Origin of the sequence: Ruegeria meonggei (assembly GCF_042768335.1) — a bacterium.
GTDB classification, from domain to species: domain Bacteria; phylum Pseudomonadota; class Alphaproteobacteria; order Rhodobacterales; family Rhodobacteraceae; genus Ruegeria; species Ruegeria meonggei.
The window spans coordinates 3,131,071-3,154,896 of sequence record NZ_JAXHBT010000001.1 but is presented as its reverse complement, the minus strand read 5'-3'; the positions used below and the strand labels follow the sequence as shown (position 1 = coordinate 3,154,896).

Sequence of the window (23,826 nt, the reverse complement as noted above, 5' to 3'; positions counted from 1 at the left end):
AGGCCAAGAAGGGGCTGGCCCCTTTACCCCGACCCCAACAAAAAACCCCCGCAGCCTGTGGCGCGGGGGTTTATCAATTCAATCAGGCCGCAAGCTTAGGCGTGCTTCTTGCCTTTCACGCCAGCCCACAAACGCTTGTTCACCAGGTACAACAACACCGAGAAAAGCGTTAGGAAGATAACACCGACAAAGCCAGAATACTTCCGCTCCATCATCTTCGGCTCGGCCGTCCACATCAGGAAGGCTGCGATATCCTCGGACATGGCTTCAACCGTGGCCGGGTGACCATCGGCGAATTCCACCTGATCTTCCGACAGCGGCGGTGCCATTGAGATCCAGCCACCTGGGAAGGCCGCGTTTTCGTACAGAACGGTGCCTGCTTCTTCCTTTTCCTCGCCAGTATAGCCATCCAGCAGAGAGGCGATGTATTCCGCACCGCCCATACCTTTGAAGAACTGGTTGATTCCCAGGCCGTATGGGCCATGGAACCCGGCGCGGGCCTTGGCCATCAAGCTCAGGTCCGGTGCGCCAACACCGTCATTGACCGGGAAGTGGTCGGTCGGGATCGCCGGGCGGAAATCATCCAGCTCGGGGTCGAACACTTCGAAGTTGCCCGCGGCATAAGCGATGACTTCTTCTTCTGAATAGCCCAGCGCCTCAAGGTCACGCAGAGGCACATAACGCAGGCCGTGGCAGGCCGCACAGACCTCGGTATAAATCTGAAGGCCGCGCTGCAGCTGGTTTTGATCCCAGGTGCCAAAGGGGCCTTCAAACGAAAAGTGGAAATCCTCGATATGCTGCTCGCCGCCGCCTGCTGCGTTAGACGCAGCAGGAGCAAGGGCGATGGCAAACGCGGCACCGATTGCAAGTTTCTTGAACATGTTTCCGGTCCCTCTTCTTACTCGGCCGGCGTGGCGTCGGCGTCAGCCTTGCCATAATGCGCGTTGAAGTCTTCTTCGATAGTCTCCGGCTGGGCCAGAGGTTTCTCGATCACACCCAGGATCGGCAGGATCACGAAGAAATATCCGAACCAGTAGGCAGACGCGATCAGCGAGAAAGTCGCATAAGGCTCTTCAGCAGGCATCGCCCCCAGCCACATCAGGGCAAAGAAGTCGATGATCAGCAGGTAGAACCACCATTTGAACATCGGGCGATACTTGCCCGACCGAACGGTCGATGTGTCCAGCCAAGGCGCCAGCGCCATCGCCAGGATCGCACCAAACATCGCCAGAACACCAAAGAACTTGGCATCGACAATGCCGCCGGTGACAAAGCTGGCGATCTGAACAACCCAGACCTCACCGGTAAAGGCGCGCAGGATCGCGTAGAACGGCAAGAAATACCATTCGGGTACGATATGTGCAGGTGTCGCCAGCGGGTTGGCTTCGATGTAGTTATCCGGGTGACCCAGATAGTTCGGCATAAACCCGACGATTGCCCAGAACACCACCAGGATCACAACCAGCGCGAAAAGGTCCTTGATCACGAAGTAAGGCCAGAACGGCAGCGTGTCTTTTTCCGCCTCGGCTTTCGATCCGCGGCGCACTTCAACACCCGTAGGGTTGTTGTTGCCGGTGGTGTGGAAGGCCCAGATATGCACGACCACCAGAGCCGCAATTACAAACGGCAGCAGGTAGTGCAGCGAGAAAAAGCGGTTCAGCGTGGCATTGTCCACCGCGGGTCCACCCAGCAGCCAGGTCTGGATCGCATCGCCGACAAAGGGGATCGCGCCAAACAGGCCGGTGATCACGGTTGCACCCCAGAAGGACATCTGCCCCCAGGGCAGCACATAGCCCATAAAGGCGGTGCCCATCATACACAGGTAAATCAGCATCCCGATGATCCACGTGATCTCACGTGGGGCTTTGTACGAGCCGTAGAACAGACCGCGGAAGATGTGGATATACACCGCAACAAAGAACAGTGATGCGCCGTTCATGTGAATATAGCGCAGCATATAGCCGCCATTCACGTTGCGCATGATGTGTTCGATGCTGGCAAAGGCCAGATCGACATGCGGGGTGTAGTGCATCACCAGAACGATACCGGTGACAATTTGCAGAACCAGGCAAAACGCCAGGACGATGCCCCAGATCCACCACCAGTTCAGGTTCTTTGGTGTGGGGATCATGAGGGTGTCATAAAGCAGGCCGACAATCGGCAAACGGCTGTTCAGCCACTTCTCGCCATTTGTCTTGGGCTCATAGTGGTCGTGGGGAATTCCGGACATCTGGCTCTCCCTTAGCCGAGTTTGATAGTAGTGGCGTCTACCCATTCCACAGGCGGGATGGGCAGGTTTTCAGGCGCGGGACCCTTACGGATACGGCCAGCAAGATCATAGTGCGAACCGTGGCAGGGGCAAAACCAGCCACCAAAATCGCCTGCATCACCTAGAGGCACACAGCCGAGGTGGGTGCAGACGCCCATCTGAACGATCCACGCCGCCGGCGCTTCACCTTCTGGCGATGGAATGACACGATTTGCATCCGTTGCCGGCGCGTCGGGTTTCAGGTTCGCGTTGCGTGCAAGCGGGTCGATCAGTTCGGCCATGCCGTCCGCGTCCTGCTGCTTTGCTTCGTCGATTTCGGCACCGGTGCGGTGGCGAATAAAAACAGGTTTTCCCAACCATTTGACGGTCAGCTGCGTGCCCGGCTCAACTCCGCTGACATCCTGACGGATCGAGGACAGCGCCTGAACGTCTGCCGACGGGTTCATTTGGTTGACTAAGGGCCATACGGCAGCCCCCGTCGCAACGACACCTGCGCCGCCAGCGACGTAGTAGAGGAAATCTCTGCGGGTGCCTTCGTGGTCTTCTGCGTGGGACACGAGGTTTTCTCCGATTCCGGCGCCCGGGGTATGCCGGGCAAACATGCATCAGCACCGCATCAAAGCGGCGTCTCATCGCGGCTATCTAGCCGGGAGAAATCGGTTCGTCCAGCGGTCATAGGCGCGCACTACGCCGCATCCGGGCATTCATGTCACAACGAAGGGGTGCTTTTTCAAGATTTGGGCAGAGTTAAGAGAAAAATTTTGCCGCCGACTTTCCATTCGGATCAATGTGATTCGGATCAGCCACTCAGGGTGAAAGATGCGCCTGGAATACAGATCCAGTTGCGCGTCAGGGCCGGAAATCAGCATAGTTTCGACCAGATTTTGCCACGCAAATTTCTACTTTCAAAGGAATTCGAGCGCGCCAAATATTGAGTGAAAAATACATATTTTACAATCGCTTACCTGCATCCGATTTTGATTGCACTCCGGGTGGGAATACCTGAAGGGCGAGGGTACACCCAATTTCTGCAGGACGTTTCCAATGTCAAAGCTCTTTGCACCCATAATGATACTCTCGCTGGCTCTGTCGTCTCAGGCCGCGGCCGCCGGTGATCCGGCAAAAGGCGAAAAACTCTACAATCGGTGTTCTTCATGCCATGCAATCATCAAAGATGGTGAAGTTCTGGTCAAAGGTGGAATCACCGGACCGAATCTGTACGGCGTTGTCGGCCGCGTCGCCGGAACCGAAACCGATTACCTTAATGGCAGCGTGCGCCTGCCGGTTGGGATGTTCACCGACGACATGATCCGAGCCGGGCAGGAAGGTCTGATCTGGACGCAGGAAAACATCGCCTCTTATTCCAAAAATCCGATCGAATTCATTCAGGTCTATCTGGACGACGACACAGCCCGCCCGAACATGAGCGTCAAGCTCAAGAAGGGCTCGGCAGATATCGCGGCCTATCTGGCAACGTTCGGTGACTAAGCCCAGAAGCTGGTCACGTATTCCGCATCAACGCGGCCAGTTGCGCGATCTCACTGCCCTGCCCATTGCTTTCGACGTGATCAGCGGCGGCCAGACGAACCTCGTCCAGTTTGTTCTGGTTCAGCTTCCAGGTGCCCTGAATGTCTTCGACCCGCATCCGGCAGGGCACAATCATCCGCATCATGCGCTCCAGCGCCTCGGGGGTCATCTTGTCAGCGCTCCAGGGTGGTTTTGGCAGCAAGCGCTCCTCGAAATAGGCCGATTGACGGTCCAGCAGGCCGCGCAGTTCTTCTTGCGGGCAACGCTCTAGCGTTCCGGTCAGGTGAACGGCCACGTAATTCCATGTGGGCACCTGATCGTCGATCCCATACCAGTCGGGCGAGATATACCCGTCCGGCCCTGACACCGCGATCCGCACGGTTTGCGGTTCTTTCAACGCCCGGACAATCGGGTTTGACCGCACAAGATGCAGGTCCGCCTCAGTACCGTCCTCGGACAGCACAAAGGGCACATGGCTCAGCAACGGCGCGTCATCCGTCGACAGCGCCAAGACGCCAAACGCCCGGTCGCGGGCAAAACTGATATGGCGCGCGCGATCATCGGCGCGAAAAGCGGGATTCGGGTGCATGGCGGTCCTCCTGCCAAATCTCTTGCAGAGCCGGGCAGTTCTTGGCAAGGTCCGTCTCGTTCTCAGGGCGGGGCGAAATTCCCCACCGGCGGTATGCGGGCGATGACCCGTAAGCCCGCGAGCGGTCCCTACTCAGGGATGACAAGCAGATCTGGTGAGAGGCCAGAGCCGACGGTTAAAGTCCGGATGAAAGAGAACGTGCAGACACGCCGCCTCGCGGTGTGTTTGCTCGTGATCGCCTTGGGTGACGTGTCTGTTACGAAAGGAGATCATGATGACACACACCCGATATGCATTTATCAAAGCCAACTGGCATTCCGATATTGTCGACCGAGCGCTGGATGGGTTCCTGGAACTGATTCCAGCCGAGCAGGTTGATGTCTTCGACGCCCCTGGCGCGTTCGAGATGCCGCTGCTGGCCCGCGATCTGGCCCAGACCGGGCGCTACAGTGCCGTTGTTTGCGCCGCCTTTGTCGTCGATGGCGGCATCTACCGGCATGATTTTGTGGCGCAGGCTGTGGTCGACGGACTAATGCGCGCCGGATTGGACACCGGCGTTCCCGTCCTGTCAGTCTCGCTGACCCCACATCAGTATCAGGAGACCGACCACCACAACGCCATCTACCGCGCACATTTTGTAGAAAAAGGCCGCGAGGCGGCGCAGGCCGCGCTGAAAATCACCACAACCCGGGCGCAACTGGCCCGGGCCGCGTGATGAGATTGAGTTGGGGCCAAGGCGCCCCAACCGCAAATCCGCTTGAGGCCAAGGCCCTTGGCAGCTAATCACAACGCGCAAAGGAGCACGCCCCATGTCGATGAACAGCTTTGGACACCTTTTCCGCGTCACCACCTGGGGTGAAAGCCACGGACCCGCCTTGGGCGCCACTGTCGACGGCTGTCCGCCGGGCGTCGCGATAGACGAGGGCATGATCCAGCACTGGCTGGACAAGCGCAAACCGGGGCAGAACAAGTTCACCACGCAGCGGCGCGAAGCAGATCAGGTGAAAATCCTGTCCGGTGTGTTTGAGGGCCAGACCACTGGCACACCCGTGCAGCTGATGATCGAGAACACCGATCAGCGCTCAAAGGACTACGGCGATATCATGGACAAGTTCCGTCCGGGTCACGCCGATATCACCTATTGGCAGAAATACGGCATCCGCGATTATCGCGGCGGCGGGCGCAGCTCGGCCCGGGAAACTGCGTCCCGCGTAGCCGCAGGTGGGCTGGCACGCGAGGCGATCAAACAGATCGCACCCAATGTGCAGATCACCGGATACATGACCCAGATCGGTCCCAACAAGATCAACCGGGATAATTTCGACTGGTCCCAGATCGAACAAAACCCGTTCTGGACCCCCGATGCGCAAGCTGCCGAGGATTGGGCCGCTTATCTGGACGGGTTGCGTAAATCCGGCAACTCGGTCGGCGCGGTGGTCGAGGTTGTCGCGCGCGGCGTGCCAGCGGGCATCGGCGCGCCGGTTTACGCCAAGTTAGACACTGATTTGGCCTCTGCGATGATGTCGATCAACGCGGTCAAGGGCGTTGAGATCGGGGAAGGTATGGCCACTGCTGAACTGACCGGCGAGGCCAATGCCGATGAGATTTTCATGGGCCAGAACGGCCCGCAATACAGCTCGAACCATTCGGGCGGCATTCTGGGCGGCATTTCCACTGGGCAGGATGTTGTTGTGCGCTTTGCCGTCAAACCCACATCGTCGATTCTGACCACCCGCAAGACCATCACCAAATCAGGTGAGGAGACCGAGATCATCACCAAGGGCCGTCACGACCCCTGCGTCGGCATCCGCGCCGTTCCAGTGGGTGAGGCGATGATGGCCTGTGTAATCCTGGATCACTTGCTGCTGCACCGTGGCCAGATCGGAGAGAACCGTGGACGGATCGGCTGATCTGCGCAGTCAGCTGCGGGGCATTGTCGCCCACCGGATGGAGACGGACCCCGCTCATGATCTGGCCCATCTGGATCGGGTATGGGTGAATGCACAAGCCATTGCGGGCAATACGACGGACATGCACGTCCTTTTGGCAGCCAGCTACCTGCATGATCTTGTGAACCTTCCAAAAGACGACCCCGCGCGGCATCTGGCCTCGCGAAAATCCGCGCAGGAATCCGAGCCTATTCTGGGCGAAATGGGCTATGATACCGACCAGGTCCGCGCCATTCAGCACGCGATCGAGGCGCATAGTTTCTCGGCCAACATTACGCCTCAGACGGCTGAGGCGCGTATCCTGCGCGATGCCGACCGGCTGGACGCGTTGGGGGCTATTGGCGTGGCGCGCAATTTCTCTGTGTCTGGCGCTTTGGGCCGGTCGCTGTATGACCCGGCTGATCCGTTTGCCGAACAGCGCCCGCTGGACGACTTGGCCTTTTCGGTCGACCACTGGAAGGTCAAACTGCTGTCCCTGCCAGATGACATGCTGACCGATGCCGGCAAGGTGATCGCGCAGCAGCGGACACATCGAATGATCCGCTTTCTTGAGGAGTTCGCCGAAGAAATCGGCCGCTCTTTGCCAGATGACTGGTCAAACTCGACCCGGCGGCATTGATCTTTGACAGTCAAAGGCGCAGGAAGGCGCCGATGGCTAAACCCTTAACATCGCATCGACCCTTACTGGCTGTGTCACTGAAGCTCAGCGCGCTCGTTCTGTTCACCTTGATGCAAGCGCTGGTCAAAGTGCTGTCAGCCGACTTTCCCACCGGCGAGATGGTGTTTTTCCGTTCACTGTTTGCCGTTCCGATCATCATCTGCTGGCTGTTGTACCGCAGAGAGCTGTCCCAGGGCCTCGTCGTCAAAAAGCCAATGGGCCATTTCTGGCGTGGTGTTCTGGGCACCAGCGCGATGTTTCTGACCTTCACCGGGCTCAGCCTGCTGCCGCTGCCCGAGGTCACTGCGATTGGCTACGCCACCCCTATTTTCACACTGATTCTGGCAGCACTCATGCTGGGTGAGCGTATCCGCATGATCCGTATCGGCGCCGTCGCTATTGGCCTGTTGGGCGTATTGATCATGATCTGGCCACGGCTGGGCGGCAATAATCTGGATACCGCCGCAACAATCGGGGCGCTGTGTGTGCTGGCCGCGACCATAGCGCGGGGGTTTGTCCAGATACACATTCGGCAACTGGTGCAGGTCGACCACCCTGCTGCGGTTGTGTTTTATTTCTCGATCACCGCCACGCTGTTATCCGCCGTGTCCGCGTTTTGGGGCTGGATCATGCCGACTTGGGAACAGGCTCTGATATTGGTGGCAATGGGGCTTTTGGGCGGTGTGGCGCAGATTCTGGTGACGTCCTCATACCGCTACGCGCAGGCCTCGATGCTGGCACCTTACGATTACACGACCATGCTGTTTGCTATTGTCATCGGATACATCTGGTTTGATGAATTGCCGACGCTGGTCATGTTGGGCGGGGCTGCGCTGGTGATCGCGGGCAATGTGCTGGTCATTCTGCGTGAACGGCAACTGGGTCTGGACCGCGGCAAAGACAAGTCAGTGACCGACCCCAAAGCCTGACCTTTACCTTTGCCATTCTTTGCTTAGGTTGTGCGCAACACCAAGAAAGGTTCCCCGCATGAGCGACGCACATGATCACAAGGAAAAGATGCAGAAGGTGCAGGCCAAGCACCGTAAAAAAGTGTCCGAGGCCGTCGATCCCGAACGGGGGCTGATTCTGATCAACACCGGCAAGGGCAAGGGCAAGTCTTCGGCCGCGTTTGGTGTTGTGATCCGCGCGCTAGGCTGGGGCCAGAAGGTTGCCGTGGTTCAATTCATCAAGGGCAAATGGAAAACCGGCGAGCGGCGGTTCTTTGAAGAGCGCGATCTGGTGACCTGGCACACGATGGGCGAAGGTTTCACCTGGGACACGCAAGACCGCGACCGTGACATTGCCGCTGCAAACGCCGCTTTTGACAAGGCCTGTGCGCTGATGGCCAGCGGTGAATACGATCTGGTGATTCTCGATGAGATCAACATCGCCCTTCGTTATGAATACTTGTCTGTCGAACAGGTCATCGACGGGCTGGCCGCGCGGTCAGGCAAAACCAGCGTGTTCCTGACCGGTCGCGACGCCCCGCAAGCACTGCGCGATTACGCCGATCTGGTGACGGAAATGACTGAGGAAAAGCACCCGTTTAAGGCCGGTATCAAAGCCCAGCGCGGCGTGGATTTCTGAGATTTGGGCATAGCGGGCGCCCCGGCATCGACCTGGGGCGCCCCTGAATTTGATTTACTCAGATAGCACTTGGCTGAGGATCAAGCGTCACCGACCAAAGCTCAGTATCTGCCCGGTCCATCAAACGCACAGACATCTGCTGAGTGACCCCGTCGATATCCACCAGACCAAAGAACTGCAGACCGGCACTGGGCGGCAGATTCACCCCCTGTCCTTCAGCCGGAGCTTTGACGAATTTCACCTCTGGGCCAAATGTGCCGTCCAACGCGTTGGGGCCAAATGTTCCCGCATGCAATGGGCCCGAGACAAACTCCCAGAACGGCTCAAAATCCTGAAATTGTGCTTTGTTAGGGTCATAATAGTGTGCCGCCGTGTAATGCACATCCGCCGTGAACCAGACCGTATTGCGAACCCCGGCCGTCTTGATGAAACGCAACAGGTCGGCGATCTCAAGCTCTCGGCCTTTGGCAGGCCCACCATCACCGTTCGAAACGGCTTCGGCGCCTGCCTGGTCTTTCCAGTTGTCCCAGACGATCAAGCCGATCGGCATGTCCGAGGCAATCACCTTCCATGTTGCGTTGGACGAGGCTAATTCGCGCTTTAACCACGCCAGCTGATCGGCGCCCAGAATTCTGGACTGATCGGTAATCTCATCCTCCATCGAAGCCCCGTTTGGCCCGCGATAGCTGCGCAGGTCCAGAAAGAACACGTCCAGCATCGGGCCGTATGAGATCTTGCGATATACGCGTCCGGGTTCGGTCGGTGTGACCCGCAAAGGTGTCATCTCATGAAACGCGCGGGCGGCCCGGGATTGCAGCACATGTACCGATTTTTCGGTGTAACGATCATCCGAGATCAGGTCCTTGGCGTCGGACCAGTTATTGACCACCTCATGATCGTCCCATTGGAAGAAGGTTGGGCAAACTGCGTTCATTGCACGCACATGATCGTCCATCATGTTGTATTTCCACTGGCCCCGGAATTCGTCCAGGGTTTCGGCAACTTTGCGTTTCTCGTCGATCAGCGTGGAGTTTTTCCAGATCAACTGGCCGTCTTTTTCCACCTCATCCTGCATCGGGCCATCGGCGTAAATCGTATCGCCCGAGTGGATGAAGAAATCCGGCTTGTGCTGCGCCATGGTCGCGTAAGTACGCATGCCGTCGGCATCAATGCCCCAACCCTGACCAGCGGTGTCGCCTGACCAGGCAAAGCGCACATTCCGGCGCGACGTTGGCGCAGTGCGGAATTGGCCTGTAATAGGCTCTGATTTGACGTTGATATCGCTCAGGTCGGCGGCCACGAAGCGATAGAAGATATCCTGATCCGAGGGCAGCCCATCAACCAGTCGTTTCACCGTAAAATCGCTGTTTGGGATGGCGTCTATTGGGGTCAGCTGTCGTGCGTCGGCAAAGCTTTCAGTGGTCGCGACCTCCATCATCACCCGAGAAGGGCGGTCTGTGCGGGTCCAGATCATGCCCGAAGCTGTATCGACATCGCCGGACTGCACGCCATGGGTAAAGATCGGGCGGGACGCGGCACGGCTAAGGGCGGGCATCGCCAAAGATGCGGCACAGGCGGTGCTGCCGGCCAGAAAGGCGCGGCGGTTGGGGCGAAGGAATTTAGTCATGGGGCTCTCCTGTCTGGTGATCTGAGATGATCACGCGATTGGTGAGCGGCAGTGAGCCGCCTGTTTGTAAAACAAGCGGCTCAGATTCTTGAAAGTATCACGATGATATTGTGACACCTGTGGATAACGTGCTTAGGCTGCCACGCCCTGTTCCGGTGCGCTGAGCGAAATGACAGCAACCACTGCCGCGCCGTTCAGCCAGTAGTAAATCGCATCCAACCCCGAGAACCCAAAAAGGCTGGGCGCGGCCAGAAACGCAACACCAACCAGCAGATCGACGCTGAGGTGGAACTTGTACGGCAGAACCCGCCAGATCCCCAGATGGTGATCGGTCAGAACAGTCAGCACAAACGCCGCCACGCCGGTGACCACGGACAGCCACAGAGCCATCGGGTTGGATTGCCCCAGTCCCAGAACAAACGGCAGCACCATCAGCGCCAGAGCGACAGGGTAGTCCAAATAGGCATGCACAGAGCGGGTAACAAATCGGACAGACATTGGAATTTCCTTTCCTGGATTGGCATAGCCGTAACCTAGGTAAAGAATGGCGAACGCTTAATCCCGGATCGTCCGCAAAGCATTGCAGATCGTCCGGATTAGCGTCGGATCAGTGCATGGACCGATAAGCCGCCGGTGACAGGCCGACCTGCTTCTTGAACACACGCGAAAACGCAGCCTCAGAGGCATAGCCCACCTCAGCGGCGGCGTCAGCGACGTTCCAGCGGGCCTCGGTCAACCCGTGACAGGCGATCTGCATCCGCCAGTCGGTCAGGTATTGCATCGGGGTTGTGCCCATCTTCTCAGCAAACAACTGGGCGAAGCCGGTGCGCGACATCCCGGCCTCACGCGCGAGCAACTCGACGCTCCATTCTTGGGCGGGGCCCTGATGAAAAGCGGTCAGTGCGCGTGAGATTCGCGGATCGGCAAACCCGACAAGGGCAGTGTCACTCGGGCTTTGATGTTCCAGATGGGCGCGGATGGCCTGTGCGAATAACACCTCGGACAGTTTCATCGCGATCAGATCACCACCAATCCGCGCGCCGTTGACCTCGGATCCGATCATACGCAGCGTGGCTTCGATCCATGCCCCTGCCTCTTCGCCGTAGTTTTCGATCAGGATGAATGGCGGCAACCGGTCGATCAGCATATGACCGGTGCCTTGCCGCCCCGGTGGGCCTGTGAAGGAGAAATGGCCACAGATCAGCTGGGTATCGCGGCTTTCGTCTTCACCGCCGTATACCAAAACACCGTCCCCCTTGTATCCGGCCTCCTCCAGCACCTGCTCCAACGGCAGAGCGTCCAGCGGGTTAACCTCGTTGCACAGTAGGGCATGGGCGGCTCCGTGGGGGATCAGGATCAGATCACCTTGTTTCAAACGCAGGGTTTGCCCTGTGTTAGAGACATGAACTTTCAATTCACCCCGCTGCACAAAGTGAAACCGTGCCACGTTCTGAAAGGCCGGAACCTGTATGCCGAAGGGCGGCGTGAACGAAGTGCGGAAGTAAAATGTACCCCGCAGGGAAAGGCGGGTGAGGATATCGCTGAGCAGGTCCAACATGCGATTAAGCTACAGGTCTTTATCCGTACGTCCAGCCATCTGAACGACTTGCACAAAACCTTGAACGGCTGGCAAAGAAAAACCCCCGCCAATGGCGGGGGCTTTCACAGGTCTGATCCCGATGGTCAGGCGCGCACCAGCGCTTCATAGTCGGCCGAGATTTCGCGAGCCAGATCTCCGACTTCGAACGTGTAGTTGCCAATCTGGCCAACCGGGGTGACCTCGGCCGCTGTACCTGTCAGCCAGCATTGTTCGAAATCCGCCATCTCTCCGGGCATGATATGACGTTCTATCACGGTGATGCCTTTGTCTTTCAACATCTTGATCACAGTCTGACGGGTGATGCCGTTCAGAAAGCAATCAGCCAGCGGCGTATGAACTTCACCATTCTTGACGAAAAAAACATTGGCGCCGGTCGCCTCGGCGACATAGCCGCGGTAATCCATGAACAGCGCGTCCGAGCAGCCTTTGGCTTCGGCCTTGTGCTTTGAGATGGTGCAGATCATGTACAGCCCCGCCGCCTTGGCGTGAACCGGAATGGTTTCAGGGCTGGGGCGTTTCCATTCGGCGATGTCCAGCTTGGCACCCTGCATCTTGGCATCGCCGTAATAGGCACCCCAGGGCCAGACCGCGACGGCCATCCGCACGGGGTTGCGAGCCGAGGCCACGCCCATATCCTCGCCCGAACCACGCCAGACCAGCACGCGGACATATGCGTCCTGCAACCCGCTGGCGTTCAGGGCTTCTTCCTTGGCAGCCTCGATCTGGTCGATCGAGAACGGCATCGGGATGTCCAATGCTTCGGCCGAAGCGATCAGGCGCTCGGAATGTTCGCGGCTTTTGAAAATCTTGCCGTTATAGGCCCGCTCACCCTCGAACACAGAAGACGCGTAATGCATCGCATGGGACAGGATGTGTACATTCGCCTCACGCCAGGGCACCAGCGCTCCATCCATCCAGATGACACCGTCACGATCATCATACCCCGCCATGCGAAATCTCCTTGCTCGGGTTGATTTTTCCGATTGTTGCGCCAATTAAGTCCGAACCGGACATAAAGTTGCGCAAAAACTGCAATTCGATACCTGTCCACTCTTGGAATGTCAACAACGCTGACATAAACTCGGCCCGGTGTAACGAATGAGGCATGATATGTCGGATACCCGCCCCGCCCAAGTTTTTGGCGGCGAGAGCCTTTTGTTTCTGACCGACGAACAGCTGCGGCAGGGGATCGAGGCGATGTTTTTCGCCTATCGCGGCTTTACCGCGGACCCTGATCGTATCCTGGCGCAAATGGCTTATGGGCGGGCGCATCACCGCGCCATCCACTTTATCAACCGCGCCCCGGGAACCACGGTCAACAACCTGTTGGCCATTCTTGGCGTGACAAAACAATCCTTGAACCGGGTGTTGCGGACATTGATCGACGATGGGTTGGTCGAAAGCCGAGTCGGCACCGTGGACAAGCGTGAACGGCACCTGTTTTTGACCGAAAACGGCAGAGCGTTAGAGGCCAGGTTGTCCGAGGCCCAGCGCGTTCGGATGCGCGCGGCATACAAGGATGCCGGTCCCGAGGCTGTGTCAGGATTTCGTAAAGTGCTTGAAGCGATGATGGATGCTGATATGCGTCATGCTTACACGAAATTGCGGGATACCACCTCATGAGCGACATGGACGCCCATCTGCTGATCGTCGACGATGACGAACGTATTCGCGATTTGCTCAAGAAGTTCCTGATGCGAAGCGGGTTTCTGGTGACCTCCGCGCGCGACGCCGCCCATGCGCGGCGGGTCTTGTCGGGGCTGGATTTCGACATGATCGTTCTGGATGTGATGATGCCGGGCGAGGATGGCGTCAGCCTGACCAAAGCGCTGCGCGAAACTCATGCCACACCGATCCTGCTGTTGACCGCGCGTGGCGAGACCGAGCATCGGATTGCCGGCCTTGAGGCGGGTGCAGATGACTATCTGGCCAAACCGTTTGAGCCAAAAGAACTGTTGCTTCGGATCAATGCCATCCTGCGACGAATGCCGGAGACCCCGGCGCAGGACACGGCCAGCAAGATCCTGAACCTCGGCCCGATCCGATATGACGTGGAACGTGGCGAGATGTGGCAGGGCGAAGACCCGGTGCGACTGACCGCAACTGAAAGCCAGTTGATGAAGATCTTTTCGGCCCAGCCCGGTGAGCCGATCAGTCGGGCCAAACTGGTTGAGTATCTGGGCAGGGACAAGGGTCAGGCGCAGGAGCGGGCGGTCGATGTTCAGATCACCCGTCTGCGCCGCAAGATCGAACAGGACCCGAAACAACCGCGGTATCTGCAAACAGTGCGCGGGGCCGGATATATGCTGGCACCGGATTGAGCGTGCCGCTGCGCGGCGATTTCAGGCCTTCGGCGAGGGTTGTTTGGCCAAATGAATAGGGGATTCCAATGAAGACCGCCCTTTTGACTCATGCGGATTGCCTTGGGCATGTGACACCTGAGGGGCACCCGGAACGGGTGGCGCGGCTGGAACATATCCTGCACACGCTAGAGCCGCTGGACCTTGATCGCAGAACGGCCCCGATGGCCGCCGATGACGATCTGCTGCGCGTTCATCCTGAAAGTCACATCCGAGACATTCGCAGCAGTCGTCCGGTGGACGGATTCAACCAGATAGACGGCGATACGTTCATGTCACCGGGATCGGTTGATGCCGCCTATCGCGCCGCTGGCGCAGTCGTGCGCGCAGTTGATCTGGTGCTGAGCGGCGAAGTGCCGAACGCATTTTGTGCCATCCGCCCACCTGGACATCATGCGGAAACGGACACTGCCATGGGGTTCTGTCTGTTCGGCAATGCGGCATTGGCGGCAAAACATGCGCTGGATCATCACGGGCTGAGCCGCGTGGCGGTGGTGGATTTCGATGTGCATCATGGCAATGGCACGCAGGATCTGCTGTGGGATGAGAAACGCGCCTTGGTGATCACCAGCCAGCAGATGCCTTTGTGGCCCGGTTCTGGCCGTCCGGATGAGACTGGCGCGTATGAAACCGTTGTGAATATCCCCCTGGCCCCGGGCTCTGGTGGAGCAGAGATGCGCGCCGCTTATGAGGCGCAAGCCTTTCCGCGACTGCGTGCCTTCAAGCCCGAGCTGATCATCATTTCGGCCGGTTTCGACGCGCATCAGGACGATCCGCTTGCCAACCTGAACTGGTCGACCGGCGATTTCGCGTGGATCACCGGGGAACTGTGCAAGATCGCCGCTGAGGTTTGTGATGGTCGTATCGTCTCGACTCTGGAAGGCGGGTATGATCTGAACGCACTGGCCGAGGCCACCCGGGCCCATGTGGAAGAACTGATGAAGGCAGTCCGATGACCGATACCCCCGTTGATCAGATGACATTCGAACAGGCGATGAAAGAGCTGGAGACTGTGGTTGGCCAGCTTGAGCGCGGCGACGTTGCGCTGGATCAGTCCATCGCGTTGTATGAACGCGGGGCCGCGCTGAAAAAACGCTGCGAGGATGAGTTGAAGCGGGCCGAGGAAAAAGTGGCCGCGATCACTCTGGACGCGGATGGTCAGCCGACCGGGACGACGCCAGTCGAAGGTCAGTAAATGTTTCGCGAAAGACTGGCGCGGGATGCGGCGCGGATACAGGATCATTTCGATCTGGTTCTGGGCGCGCTGGACGATCTGGATGTGACAAGGGCGATGGCCTACGCCACCGAAGGCGGCAAGCGTCTGCGTGGATTTCTGGTGCTGGAAAGCGCGCGACTGCATAGCATCGACCCAGCACAGGCGATCTGGCCCGCAACCGGGATTGAGGCGTTGCATGCCTATTCGCTGGTTCATGACGACATGCCCTGCATGGATGACGACGACTTGCGGCGCGGGCGTCCGACAGTACATGTGAAATGGGATGAAGGGACGGCCGTTTTGGCCGGGGATGCCCTTCAGGCAATAGCATTTGAACTCTGCACCCACCCCGAGGTCGGTCCTGTTGCGGTTCGCGCTGAGCTGGCCCTTACACTGGCCCAGGCAAGCGGTGCACGGGGTATGGTTCTGGGCCAGGCCCTGGATATCGCGGCGGAAACAACCGAGATGCCATTGACACTGGACGAGATCACCCGGCTTCAGGCGGGCAAAACCGGTGCTCTGATCGAATGGTCTGCCTGCGCGGGGGCACGAATGGCTCAGGCAGATAGAGCCCCCTTGCGCCAATATGCCCAAGCCCTTGGCCTTGCTTTTCAAATCGCCGATGACATTCTGGATGTAGAAGGAGATGCCGAAAAGGCCGGTAAACGTCTGCAAAAGGATGCCGAGGCGGGAAAGGCTACGTTTGTTTCTCTGCTGGGTTTGGAGGCCGCCAAAACGCGGGCGACCGATCTGGTGGATCAGGCCTGCGCGGCGCTGGATGGGTACGGTGCGAAGGCTGAAACCTTGAAGGACGCCGCCCGCTTCGTTATTGCCCGGGACAGCTAAGCCAGGAACGCCATATGTCTGACCGCCCGAATACGCCCCTGCTGGATCTTGTGAACCGCCCTGCGGATCTCAAGCAGTTCTCGGACGCGCAGTTGCATCAGGTTGCACAGGAATTGCGGTCCGAGACGATTTCCGCTGTGTCCGTCACTGGCGGGCATCTGGGCGCGGGTCTGGGCGTGGTGGAACTGACCACGGCCCTGCATGCAGTGTTTGATACGCCGCGCGACAAGATTGTCTGGGACGTGGGTCACCAGTGCTATCCGCATAAAATCCTGACCGAACGACGCGACCGTATCCGCACTCTGCGCCAGAAGGATGGGCTCAGCGGGTTCACCAAACGCAGCGAAAGCCCCTATGACCCGTTTGGCGCGGCGCATTCCAGTACCTCGATCAGCGCCGCTTTGGGCTTTGCCGTCGCCCGCGATCTGGGCGGGGTCACACCCGAAGGTCTGGGCGACGCGATTGCGGTGATTGGCGATGGTTCGATGTCTGCCGGCATGGCGTTTGAGGCAATGAACAACGCCGGGCATCTGAAAAAACGCCTGATCGTGATCCTGAACGACAACGAGATGAGCATCGCCCCCCCGGTTGGTGCGCTGTCCAGTTATCTGTCGCGCATGTACGCCGAACAGCCGTTCCACGATCTGAAAGCTGCTGCCAAGGGCGCAGTGTCCCTGCTGCCCGAGCCGTTTCGAGAGGGGGCCAAACGCGCCAAGGAAATGCTGAAAGGTATGGCCGTAGGCGGCACTTTGTTCGAAGAGCTGGGCTTTTCCTATCTTGGCCCCATCGACGGCCACGATATGGATCAACTTTTGCCGGTGCTGCGCACGGTCAAGGCGCGGGCAACCGGCCCGATCCTGATCCATGTGTTGACGAAAAAGGGCAAGGGTTATGGTCCTGCCGAGCAAGCCCGCGACAAGGGTCATGCCACGGCCAAATTCGACGTGGTGACTGGCGAGCAGAAAAAAGCGCCCTCCAATGCGCCGTCGTATACCTCGGTCTTTGGCAAGACACTGGTGGAAGAGGCCGCGCGGGACGACAAGATCGTCGCTGTCACCGCCGCGATGCCGGACGGCACTGGTCTGAACCTGTTTGCGGAACGCTACCCGTCGCGCTGCTTTGACGTTGCAATTGCCGAGCAGCACGGTGTGACGTTTTCCGCAGCCCTGGCGGCCGGAGGGATGAAGCCGTTTTGCGTGATGTATTCCACCTTTTTGCAGCGTGGCTACGATCAGGTCGTGCACGATGTTGCGATTCAGCGCCTGCCGGTGCGTTTTGCCATCGACCGTGCGGGCCTCGTGGGTGCTGACGGGGCGACCCATGCGGGTTCGTTCGACATCGCCTACCTCAGCAACCTGCCCGGCATCGTCGTCATGGCCGCTGCCGATGAGGCCGAGCTGATGCATATGGTGGCCACTGCCGCCGCGCATAACGACGGTCCCATCGCTTTCCGCTATCCGCGGGGCGAAGGCGTCGGCGTGGATCTGCCCGAACGCGGTGAGGTGCTGGAGATCGGCAAAGGCCGCATGATCCAGAAAGGCGCGCGCGTCGCGCTTTTGTCCTTTGGCACCCGTCTGGCTGAAGTTCAAAAGGCGGCTGAGGCGCTCGCGGCACGCGGCATCACCCCGACCATCGCCGATGCCCGCTTTGCCAAGCCTCTTGACCGCGACCTGATCCTTGATCTGGCCGCCAACCACGAAGCCCTGATCACTATAGAAGAAGGCGCCATAGGTGGTTTCGGCAGCCATGTGGCGCAGTTGCTGGCGGATGAGGGCGTGTTTGACGAAGGCCTCAAGTTTCGCTCAATGGTTTTGCCCGACACCTTTATCGATCACGCCAACCCAGCCGATATGTATGCAGTTGCGGGCATGAATGCCGAACAGATCGAGGCCAAAGTGCTTTCGGTTCTGGGCGTTGCTTCAATCCGCGAAAAACGCGCCTGAGGCGATTCACTTGCGGAGTTTCTGAAAAGCCGTGGTGCCTCAAGAGGGACTCGAACCCCCGACCTTGTCCTTACGAAGGACCTGCTCTACCAGCTGAGCTATTGAGGCAAGCGAAGGATCGTTTAGACGGTCACGGGGATGCGTGCAAGTCTCGAAACCCCGGGAATTCGCCGGCCGTCCAGCGCGTGATTCCCCGGCGTCAGATCCTTTCCCCTGATGGTCTCCGGCGCAGAAATCGTACTGTTTCAGTGAATTACGAGGGCGGTTTTTTGCCTGGGTTTCGGATTGACACTCACCAATTATTTCATTATTTCATGAAATATGATAGAAGAAATTACCAACCAACTGGCCATCCTCGGTCACCCGCAGCGCATCTCGGTGTTTCGCATGTTAGTGCGACGGTTTCCTGACAGCGTTCCCGCGGGTGAACTGGCGACCGGGCTGGATATCAAGGCCAGCACCCTGTCGAACTACCTGAATGCACTACAGCGTTCAGGACTGGTGACACAAGAGAGGGCCGGGACCTCTCTGCTCTATTCCGTTGATATGAAAACCGTGCAGCAGATGCTGGATTTCCTGGTCCTCGATTGTTGCCGTGGTCGCCCTGATCTTTGCATGCCCTTTACCCAAGGAAATGACGCCATGACGGATCGCAAGTTCAGTGTTTTGTTTCTGTGCGTGGGCAATTCCGCACGCTCGATCTTTGCTGAATCGCTGCTGCGCGCGTTGGGCGGTGAACGGTTCAACGTGTATTCCGCTGGAACGCAACCGACCTCGGACCTGAATCCGTTTGCGGTGCAGGTGCTGCAGGACAAGGGGCACGATACCTCGGTCCTGCGCTCGAAACATATGTCCGAATTTGCCGCCCCTGATGCGCCAAAAATGGATTTCGTGTTCACCGTCTGCAATCAGGCCGCGAACGAGGATTGCCCAGCATGGGAAGGCCAGCCGATCAGCGGCCATTGGGGCATGGTCGACCCGGTCAAGGCCAACGGCACCGAGGCCGAGAAAAGCCTGGCCTTCCAGAACGCCTATGGCGCGCTCAAGCGTCGGATCGAGGCGTTCACCTCATTGCCGGTTGAAAGCTTGGACCGGATCGCGCTGCAATCCGCTGTTGATGACATCGGACGCACGTCAGTTGAGGATTCAAAATGATTACTTACGCTGTAAACGGGCTGGGCCGGATGGGAAAACTGGCCCTGAAACCGCTGTTGGAAAAAGGCGCAAACATCGCCTGGATCAACGATGCGATGGGCGATCCGGAAATGCACGCGCATCTGCTGGAGTTTGACACGGTCCATGGGCGCTGGGATGCCCGGTTCTCCCATGACGCCGACAGTTTGACCATCGACGGCACGCGCCTGCCATTCATTGGCACCCGAGATATTTCTGCTCTGCCACTGGAAGGTGTCGATGTGGTGATCGACTGTACAGGCGTCTTCAAGTCCGAGGCCAAGCTGGCCCCTTATTTTGCGGCGGGCGTCAAAAAGGTTGTCGTCTCTGCCCCGGTCAAGGACGGCCCCGCCGCCAACATCGTGATGGGTGTGAACGAGGCGACTTACGATCCCGCCAACCATCGCATTGTGACCGCAGCGTCCTGCACCACCAATTGTCTAGCTCCTGTGGTCAAGGTCATCCACGAAAACCTGGGTATTCGCCACGGATCAATGACCACAATCCACGATGTGACCAATACCCAAACCATCGTTGACCGCCCTGCCAAGGATCTGCGTCGCGCTCGTTCGGCGTTGAATTCGCTGATCCCGACCTCGACCGGTTCGGCCACAGCAATCACGCTGATCTACCCCGAGCTTAAAGGGCGGCTGAACGGCCACGCCGTGCGCGTGCCGTTGCTGAACGCCTCGCTGACGGATTGTGTGTTCGAAGTTGAGCGGGAAACCACGGCCGAAGAGGTCAACAGCCTCTTCAAAACTGCTGCCGAGGGCGCCCTGCGTGGTATCCTGGGCTATGAGGTCCGTCCGCTGGTGTCGGCCGATTACACAAACGACACCCGCTCTTCGATCATCGATGCGCCTTCGACAATGGTGGTGAATGGGACACAGGTGAAAATCTACGCCTGGTATGACAACGAAATGGGCTATGCGCATCGCCTGGTCGATGTCGCCCTGATGGTCGGAGCGGCGCTGTGACCCACAAACCCGAAGGTCTGTCAGCCTATGCCGCCGTCACGGCGGCCTATTGGGCCTTTATGCTGACCGACGGGGCGCTGCGGATGCTGATGCTGCTGCATTTCCACACCATGGGGTTTTCACCGGTTCAACTGGCCTATCTGTTTGTTCTGTACGAAATCGCGGGCATGGGTACAAACTTGGCCGCCGGATGGATCGCGGCGCGGTTTGGTCTGACTTCGACACTGTATGCGGGGCTGGGATTGCAGGTCCTGGCACTACTGACCTTGACTCAACTGGATCCCAACTGGGCGATTGGCGCGTCTGTGGTCTTTGTGATGATTGTGCAAGGGGCCAGCGGGGTGGCCAAGGATCTGGCCAAGATGTCCTCGAAATCCGCGGTGAAGCTGCTGGCACCGACAAAAGATGGCGGCCTGTTTCGTTGGGTGGCGATTCTGACCGGGTCAAAGAACGCGGTGAAGGGGCTGGGGTTTTTGCTGGGTGCCGGAATACTGGCCACCTTTGGCTTTGTCTGGGCCGTGCTCGCTATGGCCATCGTTCTGGGCATCATCCTTGTGGCGGTTGTCTTGTTCATGCCTCCGGGGCTGCCCAAAGGGCGCAAAGGCGCAAAGTTCACCGAGGTGTTCTCGAAATCCGCCAATATCAACTGGCTTTGTGTTGCGCGCCTGTTTCTGTTCGGGGCCCGCGATGTGTGGTTTGTGGTCGGCATCCCGATCTATTTCTACGCGGTGCTGTCCGACGGATCCGAGGCCGGAAACCGCTCTGCCTTTTTCATGATCGGCACGTTCATGGCAGTCTGGATCATCCTGTATGGCGCGGTGCAGGCCAGCGCGCCGAAAATTCTGCGCGCTGCTGACCGGGCCGAGGCTGAGCTGATCCGCGCCGCCCGCGACTGGGCCGCCGCGCTGTTTTGCGTACCGGCCGCGCTGACAGTGGCCGTAGTCCTGTCTTCAGGCCCCGAGACATGGTTGACCCTAACGCTGGTAGTTGGTCTGCTGGTTTTTGGTGCTATTTTTGCGGTGAATTCCTCGTTGCATTCCTATCTGATCCTGTCCTTAACCCAGGCCGAGCGGGTAACGATGGATGTCGGGTTCTATTACATGGCCAACGCCACCGGCCGTCTTTTGGGCACGGTCCTGTCTGGCCTGACCTATCAAATCGGAGGGCTTCCCATGGTTCTTGGCACCGCCACGCTCATGGTGGCCCTATCCGCGCTGGCCTCTGCCAGAATGCATGATCAGACATCCGAGGCCCTGTCATGAGTATATTCGAGCGTTACCTGACCGTGTGGGTCGCCTTTGCCATGGTCGCAGGCATGCTGATCGGGTTGATCGCACCCGCACTGGTTGGGATGATTGCTGCGGCCGAGTTTGCCAGCGTCAATCTTGTGGTGGCAGTGCTGATCTGGGCAATGGTCTACCCGATGATGGTCGGCGTTGATTTTGGTGCGGTCGCAGGTGTGGCCCGCCAGCCACGCGGGCTGATTGTCACACTGGTGGTCAACTGGCTGATCAAGCCCTTTACCATGGCGCTGCTGGCCGTGCTGTTTTTTGACTATGTGTTCGCACCGTGGATACAACCCGAGGACGCCGCCCAATACACCGCCGGTCTGATCCTGCTGGGCGCCGCGCCGTGCACAGCGATGGTGTTTGTCTGGTCGCAACTGACCAGAGGAGACGCGACCTATACGCTGGTTCAGGTCTCGGTCAACGACCTGATCATGGTTGTAGCCTTTGCGCCCATCGTGGCCTTTCTGCTGGGCGTCACTGATATCTCGGTGCCCTGGCAAACGCTGGTTCTGGCGACGGTTCTGTATGTCGTACTGCCCCTGATCGCCGGCCTGATCACCCGCCGCGCGCTGGGATCGCAACAAGCGATCGACACTTTCTCAGCCCGGGTCAAACCCTGGTCAGTGATGGGCCTGATTGCCACTGTCGTGATCCTGTTTGGCCTGCAAGGTCAGACGATCTTGTCCAAACCAATTGTGATCTTGCTGATCGCGGTACCCATTCTGATCCAGAGCTACGGCATCTTCGCACTTGCCTACGGCGCAGCCTATGCGCTGAAGGTTCCCCACCGCATTGCCGCCCCCTGCGCCATGATCGGCACATCCAACTTCTTTGAATTGGCCGTGGCCGTGGCTATCAGCCTGTTTGGCCTAAATTCCGGCGCGGCACTGGCAACCGTTGTCGGCGTGCTGGTTGAAGTGCCCGTCATGCTGTCTCTGGTGGCGTTCGCCAACCGCACCCGCGCCCGGTTCCCAGATCCTGCTGCTTCATAAAACTGGCGACCCCGGCAGGATTCGAACCTGCAACCTGCCCCTTAGGAGGGGGCTGCTCTATCCAGTTGAGCCACGGGGCCGCGCAAGGCTCTCTGTACCTGTGTTTTTTCGGGATGTCATGAGTTTTGCACAACAGTTGTAAAACGCGTCCTGTTCACGCTACCATCGGGCAAAACAACAGTGCAGGTGCCCTCCGTGACAATAGATACCAAACGCCCGCTTACCCTTCGTGATGTCTCGGAAGCGTCCGGAGTATCCGAGATGACGGTCAGCCGGGTTCTGCGCAACCGAGGCGATGTGTCTGATGCCACCCGCACCCGTGTTTTGGCTGCCGCAAAAGAGCTGGGATACGTGCCCAACAAGATTGCGGGCGCACTGGCGTCGAGCAGGGTCAACCTTGTGGCGGTGATCATCCCGTCACTGTCGAACATGGTCTTCCCCGAGGTTCTGACTGGTGTCAATCAGGTGTTGGAAGACACCGAATTGCAGCCCGTGGTCGGCGTCACGGACTACCTGCCCGAGAAAGAAGAGAAGGTGCTGTACGAGATGCTCTCGTGGCGGCCCTCGGGCGTGATCATTGCCGGATTGGAGCATACAGAGGCCGCGCGTGCCATGCTGGATTCCGCGGGTATTCCGGTGGTTGAGATCATGGATACCGATGGCAAGCCGGTTGATGCGATGGTTGGCATTTCCCACCGCCGCGCCGGGCGCGAGATGGCGCAGGCGATCCTGAAGGCGGGCTATGAACACATCGGGTTCATGGGCACCAAGATGCCGCTGGACCATCGCGCACGAAAACGGTTCGAAGGGTTTACCGAAGTATTGGGCAAACACGGGGTCGAAATCGAAGACCGCGAGTTTTATTCCGGCGGATCCGCCCTGGCCAAGGGGCGAGAGATGACGCAGGCCATGCTGGAACGCTCGCCTGAACTGGATTTCCTGTATTACTCCAACGACATGATCGGTGCAGGTGGGTTGTTGTACCTGCTGGATCAGGGGATCGACATACCGGGCCAGATCGGTCTGGCCGGGTTCAACAATGTTGAGTTGCTGCAAGGCCTGCCGCGCAAACTGGCCACAATGGATGCTTGCCGGTTAGAAATCGGGCGCAAGGCGGCTGAGATCATCGCCGCACAGCTGGCCGACCCAAATGCCGAGGTCGATACGCGGATAACTCTGACCCCCAAGATCAGCTATGGCGATACGTTGAAACGGCGCTAAACC

General features: G+C 58.6%; 25 protein-coding genes, 2 tRNA genes and 1 riboswitch. Of the genes, 17 read left to right on the top strand and 10 right to left on the bottom strand.

Annotated features, from left to right (window positions below; all coding sequences use genetic code 11):
• Positions 1-95: 95 nt before the first annotated feature.
• Genes SJY13_RS15555 through petA form a run of 3 tightly spaced genes read right to left on the bottom strand, consistent with a single transcriptional unit; the run spans position 96 to position 2,826 of the window.
• Entirely contained in the window at positions 96-881 is a 786-nt protein-coding gene (locus SJY13_RS15555) for a cytochrome c1 (protein WP_377192079.1), read from the bottom strand.
• A 17-nt stretch (positions 882-898) separates the two neighbouring features.
• Positions 899-2,230, bottom strand: coding sequence for a cytochrome b (petB, locus tag SJY13_RS15550; protein ID WP_377192077.1), 1,332 nt, complete (start codon positions 2,228-2,230; stop codon positions 899-901).
• Positions 2,231-2,241: 11 nt separating this feature from the next.
• Positions 2,242-2,826: a ubiquinol-cytochrome c reductase iron-sulfur subunit gene (gene petA / locus SJY13_RS15545; RefSeq protein ID WP_085822774.1), complete on the bottom strand. Its 585-nt coding sequence runs from the start codon at positions 2,824-2,826 to the stop codon at positions 2,242-2,244.
• Between the two features lie 487 nt (positions 2,827-3,313).
• Here petA and SJY13_RS15540 point away from each other — a divergent pair, with 487 nt between their 5' ends.
• Positions 3,314-3,757: a c-type cytochrome gene (locus tag SJY13_RS15540; protein WP_377192075.1), complete on the top strand. Its 444-nt coding sequence runs from the start codon at positions 3,314-3,316 to the stop codon at positions 3,755-3,757.
• A 13-nt stretch (positions 3,758-3,770) separates the two neighbouring features.
• On the opposite strand, the gene SJY13_RS15535 is transcribed toward SJY13_RS15540, so the two are convergent.
• Positions 3,771-4,385 carry an FMN-binding negative transcriptional regulator gene (locus tag SJY13_RS15535; RefSeq protein WP_377192073.1) on the bottom strand — a complete coding sequence of 205 codons (615 nt, stop codon included), beginning with the start codon at positions 4,383-4,385 and terminating at the stop codon, positions 3,771-3,773.
• Positions 4,386-4,439: 54 nt separating this feature from the next.
• A riboswitch (FMN riboswitch) is annotated at positions 4,440-4,587 on the top strand.
• A 72-nt stretch (positions 4,588-4,659) separates the two neighbouring features.
• Between SJY13_RS15535 and SJY13_RS15530 the strand changes: the two genes are divergently transcribed.
• The 5 genes from SJY13_RS15530 to cobO all read left to right on the top strand — a co-directional run bounded on the left by SJY13_RS15530 (position 4,660) and on the right by cobO (position 8,579).
• The gene (locus SJY13_RS15530) at positions 4,660-5,100 is read left to right on the top strand and encodes a 6,7-dimethyl-8-ribityllumazine synthase (protein ID WP_085822579.1); all 441 of its coding nucleotides are present in this window, start codon (positions 4,660-4,662) and stop codon (positions 5,098-5,100) included.
• A 94-nt stretch (positions 5,101-5,194) separates the two neighbouring features.
• A complete protein-coding gene (gene aroC / locus SJY13_RS15525; protein ID WP_377192071.1) occupies positions 5,195-6,295 on the top strand; it encodes a chorismate synthase in 1,101 nt (366 codons plus the stop codon).
• Positions 6,279-6,953 (top strand): HD domain-containing protein, encoded by a 675-nt coding sequence (locus SJY13_RS15520; protein ID WP_377192069.1) that lies wholly within the window; start codon positions 6,279-6,281, stop codon positions 6,951-6,953. Before aroC ends, SJY13_RS15520 begins: the two co-directional genes overlap by 17 nt.
• A gap of 32 nt (positions 6,954-6,985) precedes the next feature.
• A complete protein-coding gene (locus SJY13_RS15515) occupies positions 6,986-7,921 on the top strand; it encodes a DMT family transporter (protein ID WP_377192067.1) in 936 nt (311 codons plus the stop codon).
• A gap of 58 nt (positions 7,922-7,979) precedes the next feature.
• Positions 7,980-8,579, top strand: coding sequence for a cob(I)yrinic acid a,c-diamide adenosyltransferase (cobO, locus tag SJY13_RS15510; protein ID WP_377192065.1), 600 nt, complete (start codon positions 7,980-7,982; stop codon positions 8,577-8,579).
• Between the two features lie 58 nt (positions 8,580-8,637).
• Here the strand turns inward: cobO and SJY13_RS15505 are convergent, their stop codons facing one another.
• From SJY13_RS15505 to SJY13_RS15490, 4 genes are all read right to left on the bottom strand, one after another.
• Positions 8,638-10,206: an alkaline phosphatase D family protein gene (locus tag SJY13_RS15505; protein WP_377192063.1), complete on the bottom strand. Its 1,569-nt coding sequence runs from the start codon at positions 10,204-10,206 to the stop codon at positions 8,638-8,640.
• 132 nt (positions 10,207-10,338) lie between these two features.
• Positions 10,339-10,704, bottom strand: coding sequence for an SPW repeat domain-containing protein (locus SJY13_RS15500; RefSeq protein ID WP_377192061.1), 366 nt, complete (start codon positions 10,702-10,704; stop codon positions 10,339-10,341).
• Positions 10,705-10,813: 109 nt separating this feature from the next.
• The gene (locus SJY13_RS15495) at positions 10,814-11,764 is read right to left on the bottom strand and encodes an AraC family transcriptional regulator (RefSeq protein ID WP_377192059.1); all 951 of its coding nucleotides are present in this window, start codon (positions 11,762-11,764) and stop codon (positions 10,814-10,816) included.
• Between the two features lie 125 nt (positions 11,765-11,889).
• Complete coding sequence (locus SJY13_RS15490) at positions 11,890-12,756, bottom strand: branched-chain amino acid aminotransferase (protein WP_377192057.1); 867 nt, start codon at positions 12,754-12,756, stop codon at positions 11,890-11,892.
• Positions 12,757-12,916: 160 nt separating this feature from the next.
• Here SJY13_RS15490 and SJY13_RS15485 point away from each other — a divergent pair, with 160 nt between their 5' ends.
• The 6 genes from SJY13_RS15485 (at position 12,917) to dxs (ending at position 18,171) form a co-directional block, all read left to right on the top strand.
• Positions 12,917-13,429: a MarR family winged helix-turn-helix transcriptional regulator gene (locus SJY13_RS15485; RefSeq protein WP_085822570.1), complete on the top strand. Its 513-nt coding sequence runs from the start codon at positions 12,917-12,919 to the stop codon at positions 13,427-13,429.
• Positions 13,426-14,127, top strand: coding sequence for a response regulator (locus SJY13_RS15480; protein WP_085822569.1), 702 nt, complete (start codon positions 13,426-13,428; stop codon positions 14,125-14,127). The genes SJY13_RS15485 and SJY13_RS15480 overlap by 4 nt, the downstream gene beginning before the upstream one ends.
• Positions 14,128-14,195: 68 nt before the next feature.
• The gene (locus tag SJY13_RS15475; RefSeq protein WP_377192055.1) at positions 14,196-15,122 is read left to right on the top strand and encodes a histone deacetylase family protein; all 927 of its coding nucleotides are present in this window, start codon (positions 14,196-14,198) and stop codon (positions 15,120-15,122) included.
• The gene (locus SJY13_RS15470; protein ID WP_377192053.1) at positions 15,119-15,361 is read left to right on the top strand and encodes an exodeoxyribonuclease VII small subunit; all 243 of its coding nucleotides are present in this window, start codon (positions 15,119-15,121) and stop codon (positions 15,359-15,361) included. Before SJY13_RS15475 ends, SJY13_RS15470 begins: the two co-directional genes overlap by 4 nt.
• Positions 15,362-16,228: a polyprenyl synthetase family protein gene (locus SJY13_RS15465; RefSeq protein ID WP_377192051.1), complete on the top strand. Its 867-nt coding sequence runs from the start codon at positions 15,362-15,364 to the stop codon at positions 16,226-16,228. It begins immediately after the preceding gene.
• Positions 16,229-16,242: 14 nt separating this feature from the next.
• Complete coding sequence (dxs, locus tag SJY13_RS15460) at positions 16,243-18,171, top strand: 1-deoxy-D-xylulose-5-phosphate synthase (protein ID WP_377192049.1); 1,929 nt, start codon at positions 16,243-16,245, stop codon at positions 18,169-18,171.
• 32 nt (positions 18,172-18,203) lie between these two features.
• Here dxs and SJY13_RS15455 read toward each other — a convergent pair.
• A tRNA-Thr gene (locus SJY13_RS15455) sits at positions 18,204-18,279 on the bottom strand.
• Between the two features lie 213 nt (positions 18,280-18,492).
• On the opposite strand from SJY13_RS15455, the gene SJY13_RS15450 reads away from it, so the two are divergent.
• The 4 genes from SJY13_RS15450 to arsB are packed head-to-tail and all read left to right on the top strand — an operon-like array spanning position 18,493 to position 22,602.
• On the top strand, positions 18,493-19,326 hold the full coding sequence (locus SJY13_RS15450) for an arsenate reductase/protein-tyrosine-phosphatase family protein (RefSeq protein ID WP_377192047.1): 834 nt from the start codon (positions 18,493-18,495) through the stop codon (positions 19,324-19,326).
• On the top strand, positions 19,323-20,321 hold the full coding sequence (locus tag SJY13_RS15445; protein WP_377192045.1) for an ArsJ-associated glyceraldehyde-3-phosphate dehydrogenase: 999 nt from the start codon (positions 19,323-19,325) through the stop codon (positions 20,319-20,321). Before SJY13_RS15450 ends, SJY13_RS15445 begins: the two co-directional genes overlap by 4 nt.
• Complete coding sequence (gene arsJ, locus SJY13_RS15440; RefSeq protein ID WP_377192043.1) at positions 20,318-21,583, top strand: organoarsenical effux MFS transporter ArsJ; 1,266 nt, start codon at positions 20,318-20,320, stop codon at positions 21,581-21,583. Before SJY13_RS15445 ends, arsJ begins: the two co-directional genes overlap by 4 nt.
• Positions 21,580-22,602, top strand: a complete 1,023-nt coding sequence (gene arsB / locus SJY13_RS15435) for an ACR3 family arsenite efflux transporter (protein WP_377192041.1) — start codon at positions 21,580-21,582, stop codon at positions 22,600-22,602. Before arsJ ends, arsB begins: the two co-directional genes overlap by 4 nt.
• A 3-nt stretch (positions 22,603-22,605) precedes the next feature.
• Here the strand turns inward: arsB and SJY13_RS15430 are convergent.
• A tRNA-Arg gene (locus tag SJY13_RS15430) sits at positions 22,606-22,682 on the bottom strand.
• A 115-nt stretch (positions 22,683-22,797) separates the two neighbouring features.
• Between SJY13_RS15430 and SJY13_RS15425 the strand changes: the two genes are divergently transcribed.
• The gene (locus SJY13_RS15425) at positions 22,798-23,823 is read left to right on the top strand and encodes a LacI family DNA-binding transcriptional regulator (protein ID WP_377192039.1); all 1,026 of its coding nucleotides are present in this window, start codon (positions 22,798-22,800) and stop codon (positions 23,821-23,823) included.
• Positions 23,824-23,826 lie beyond the last annotated feature (3 nt).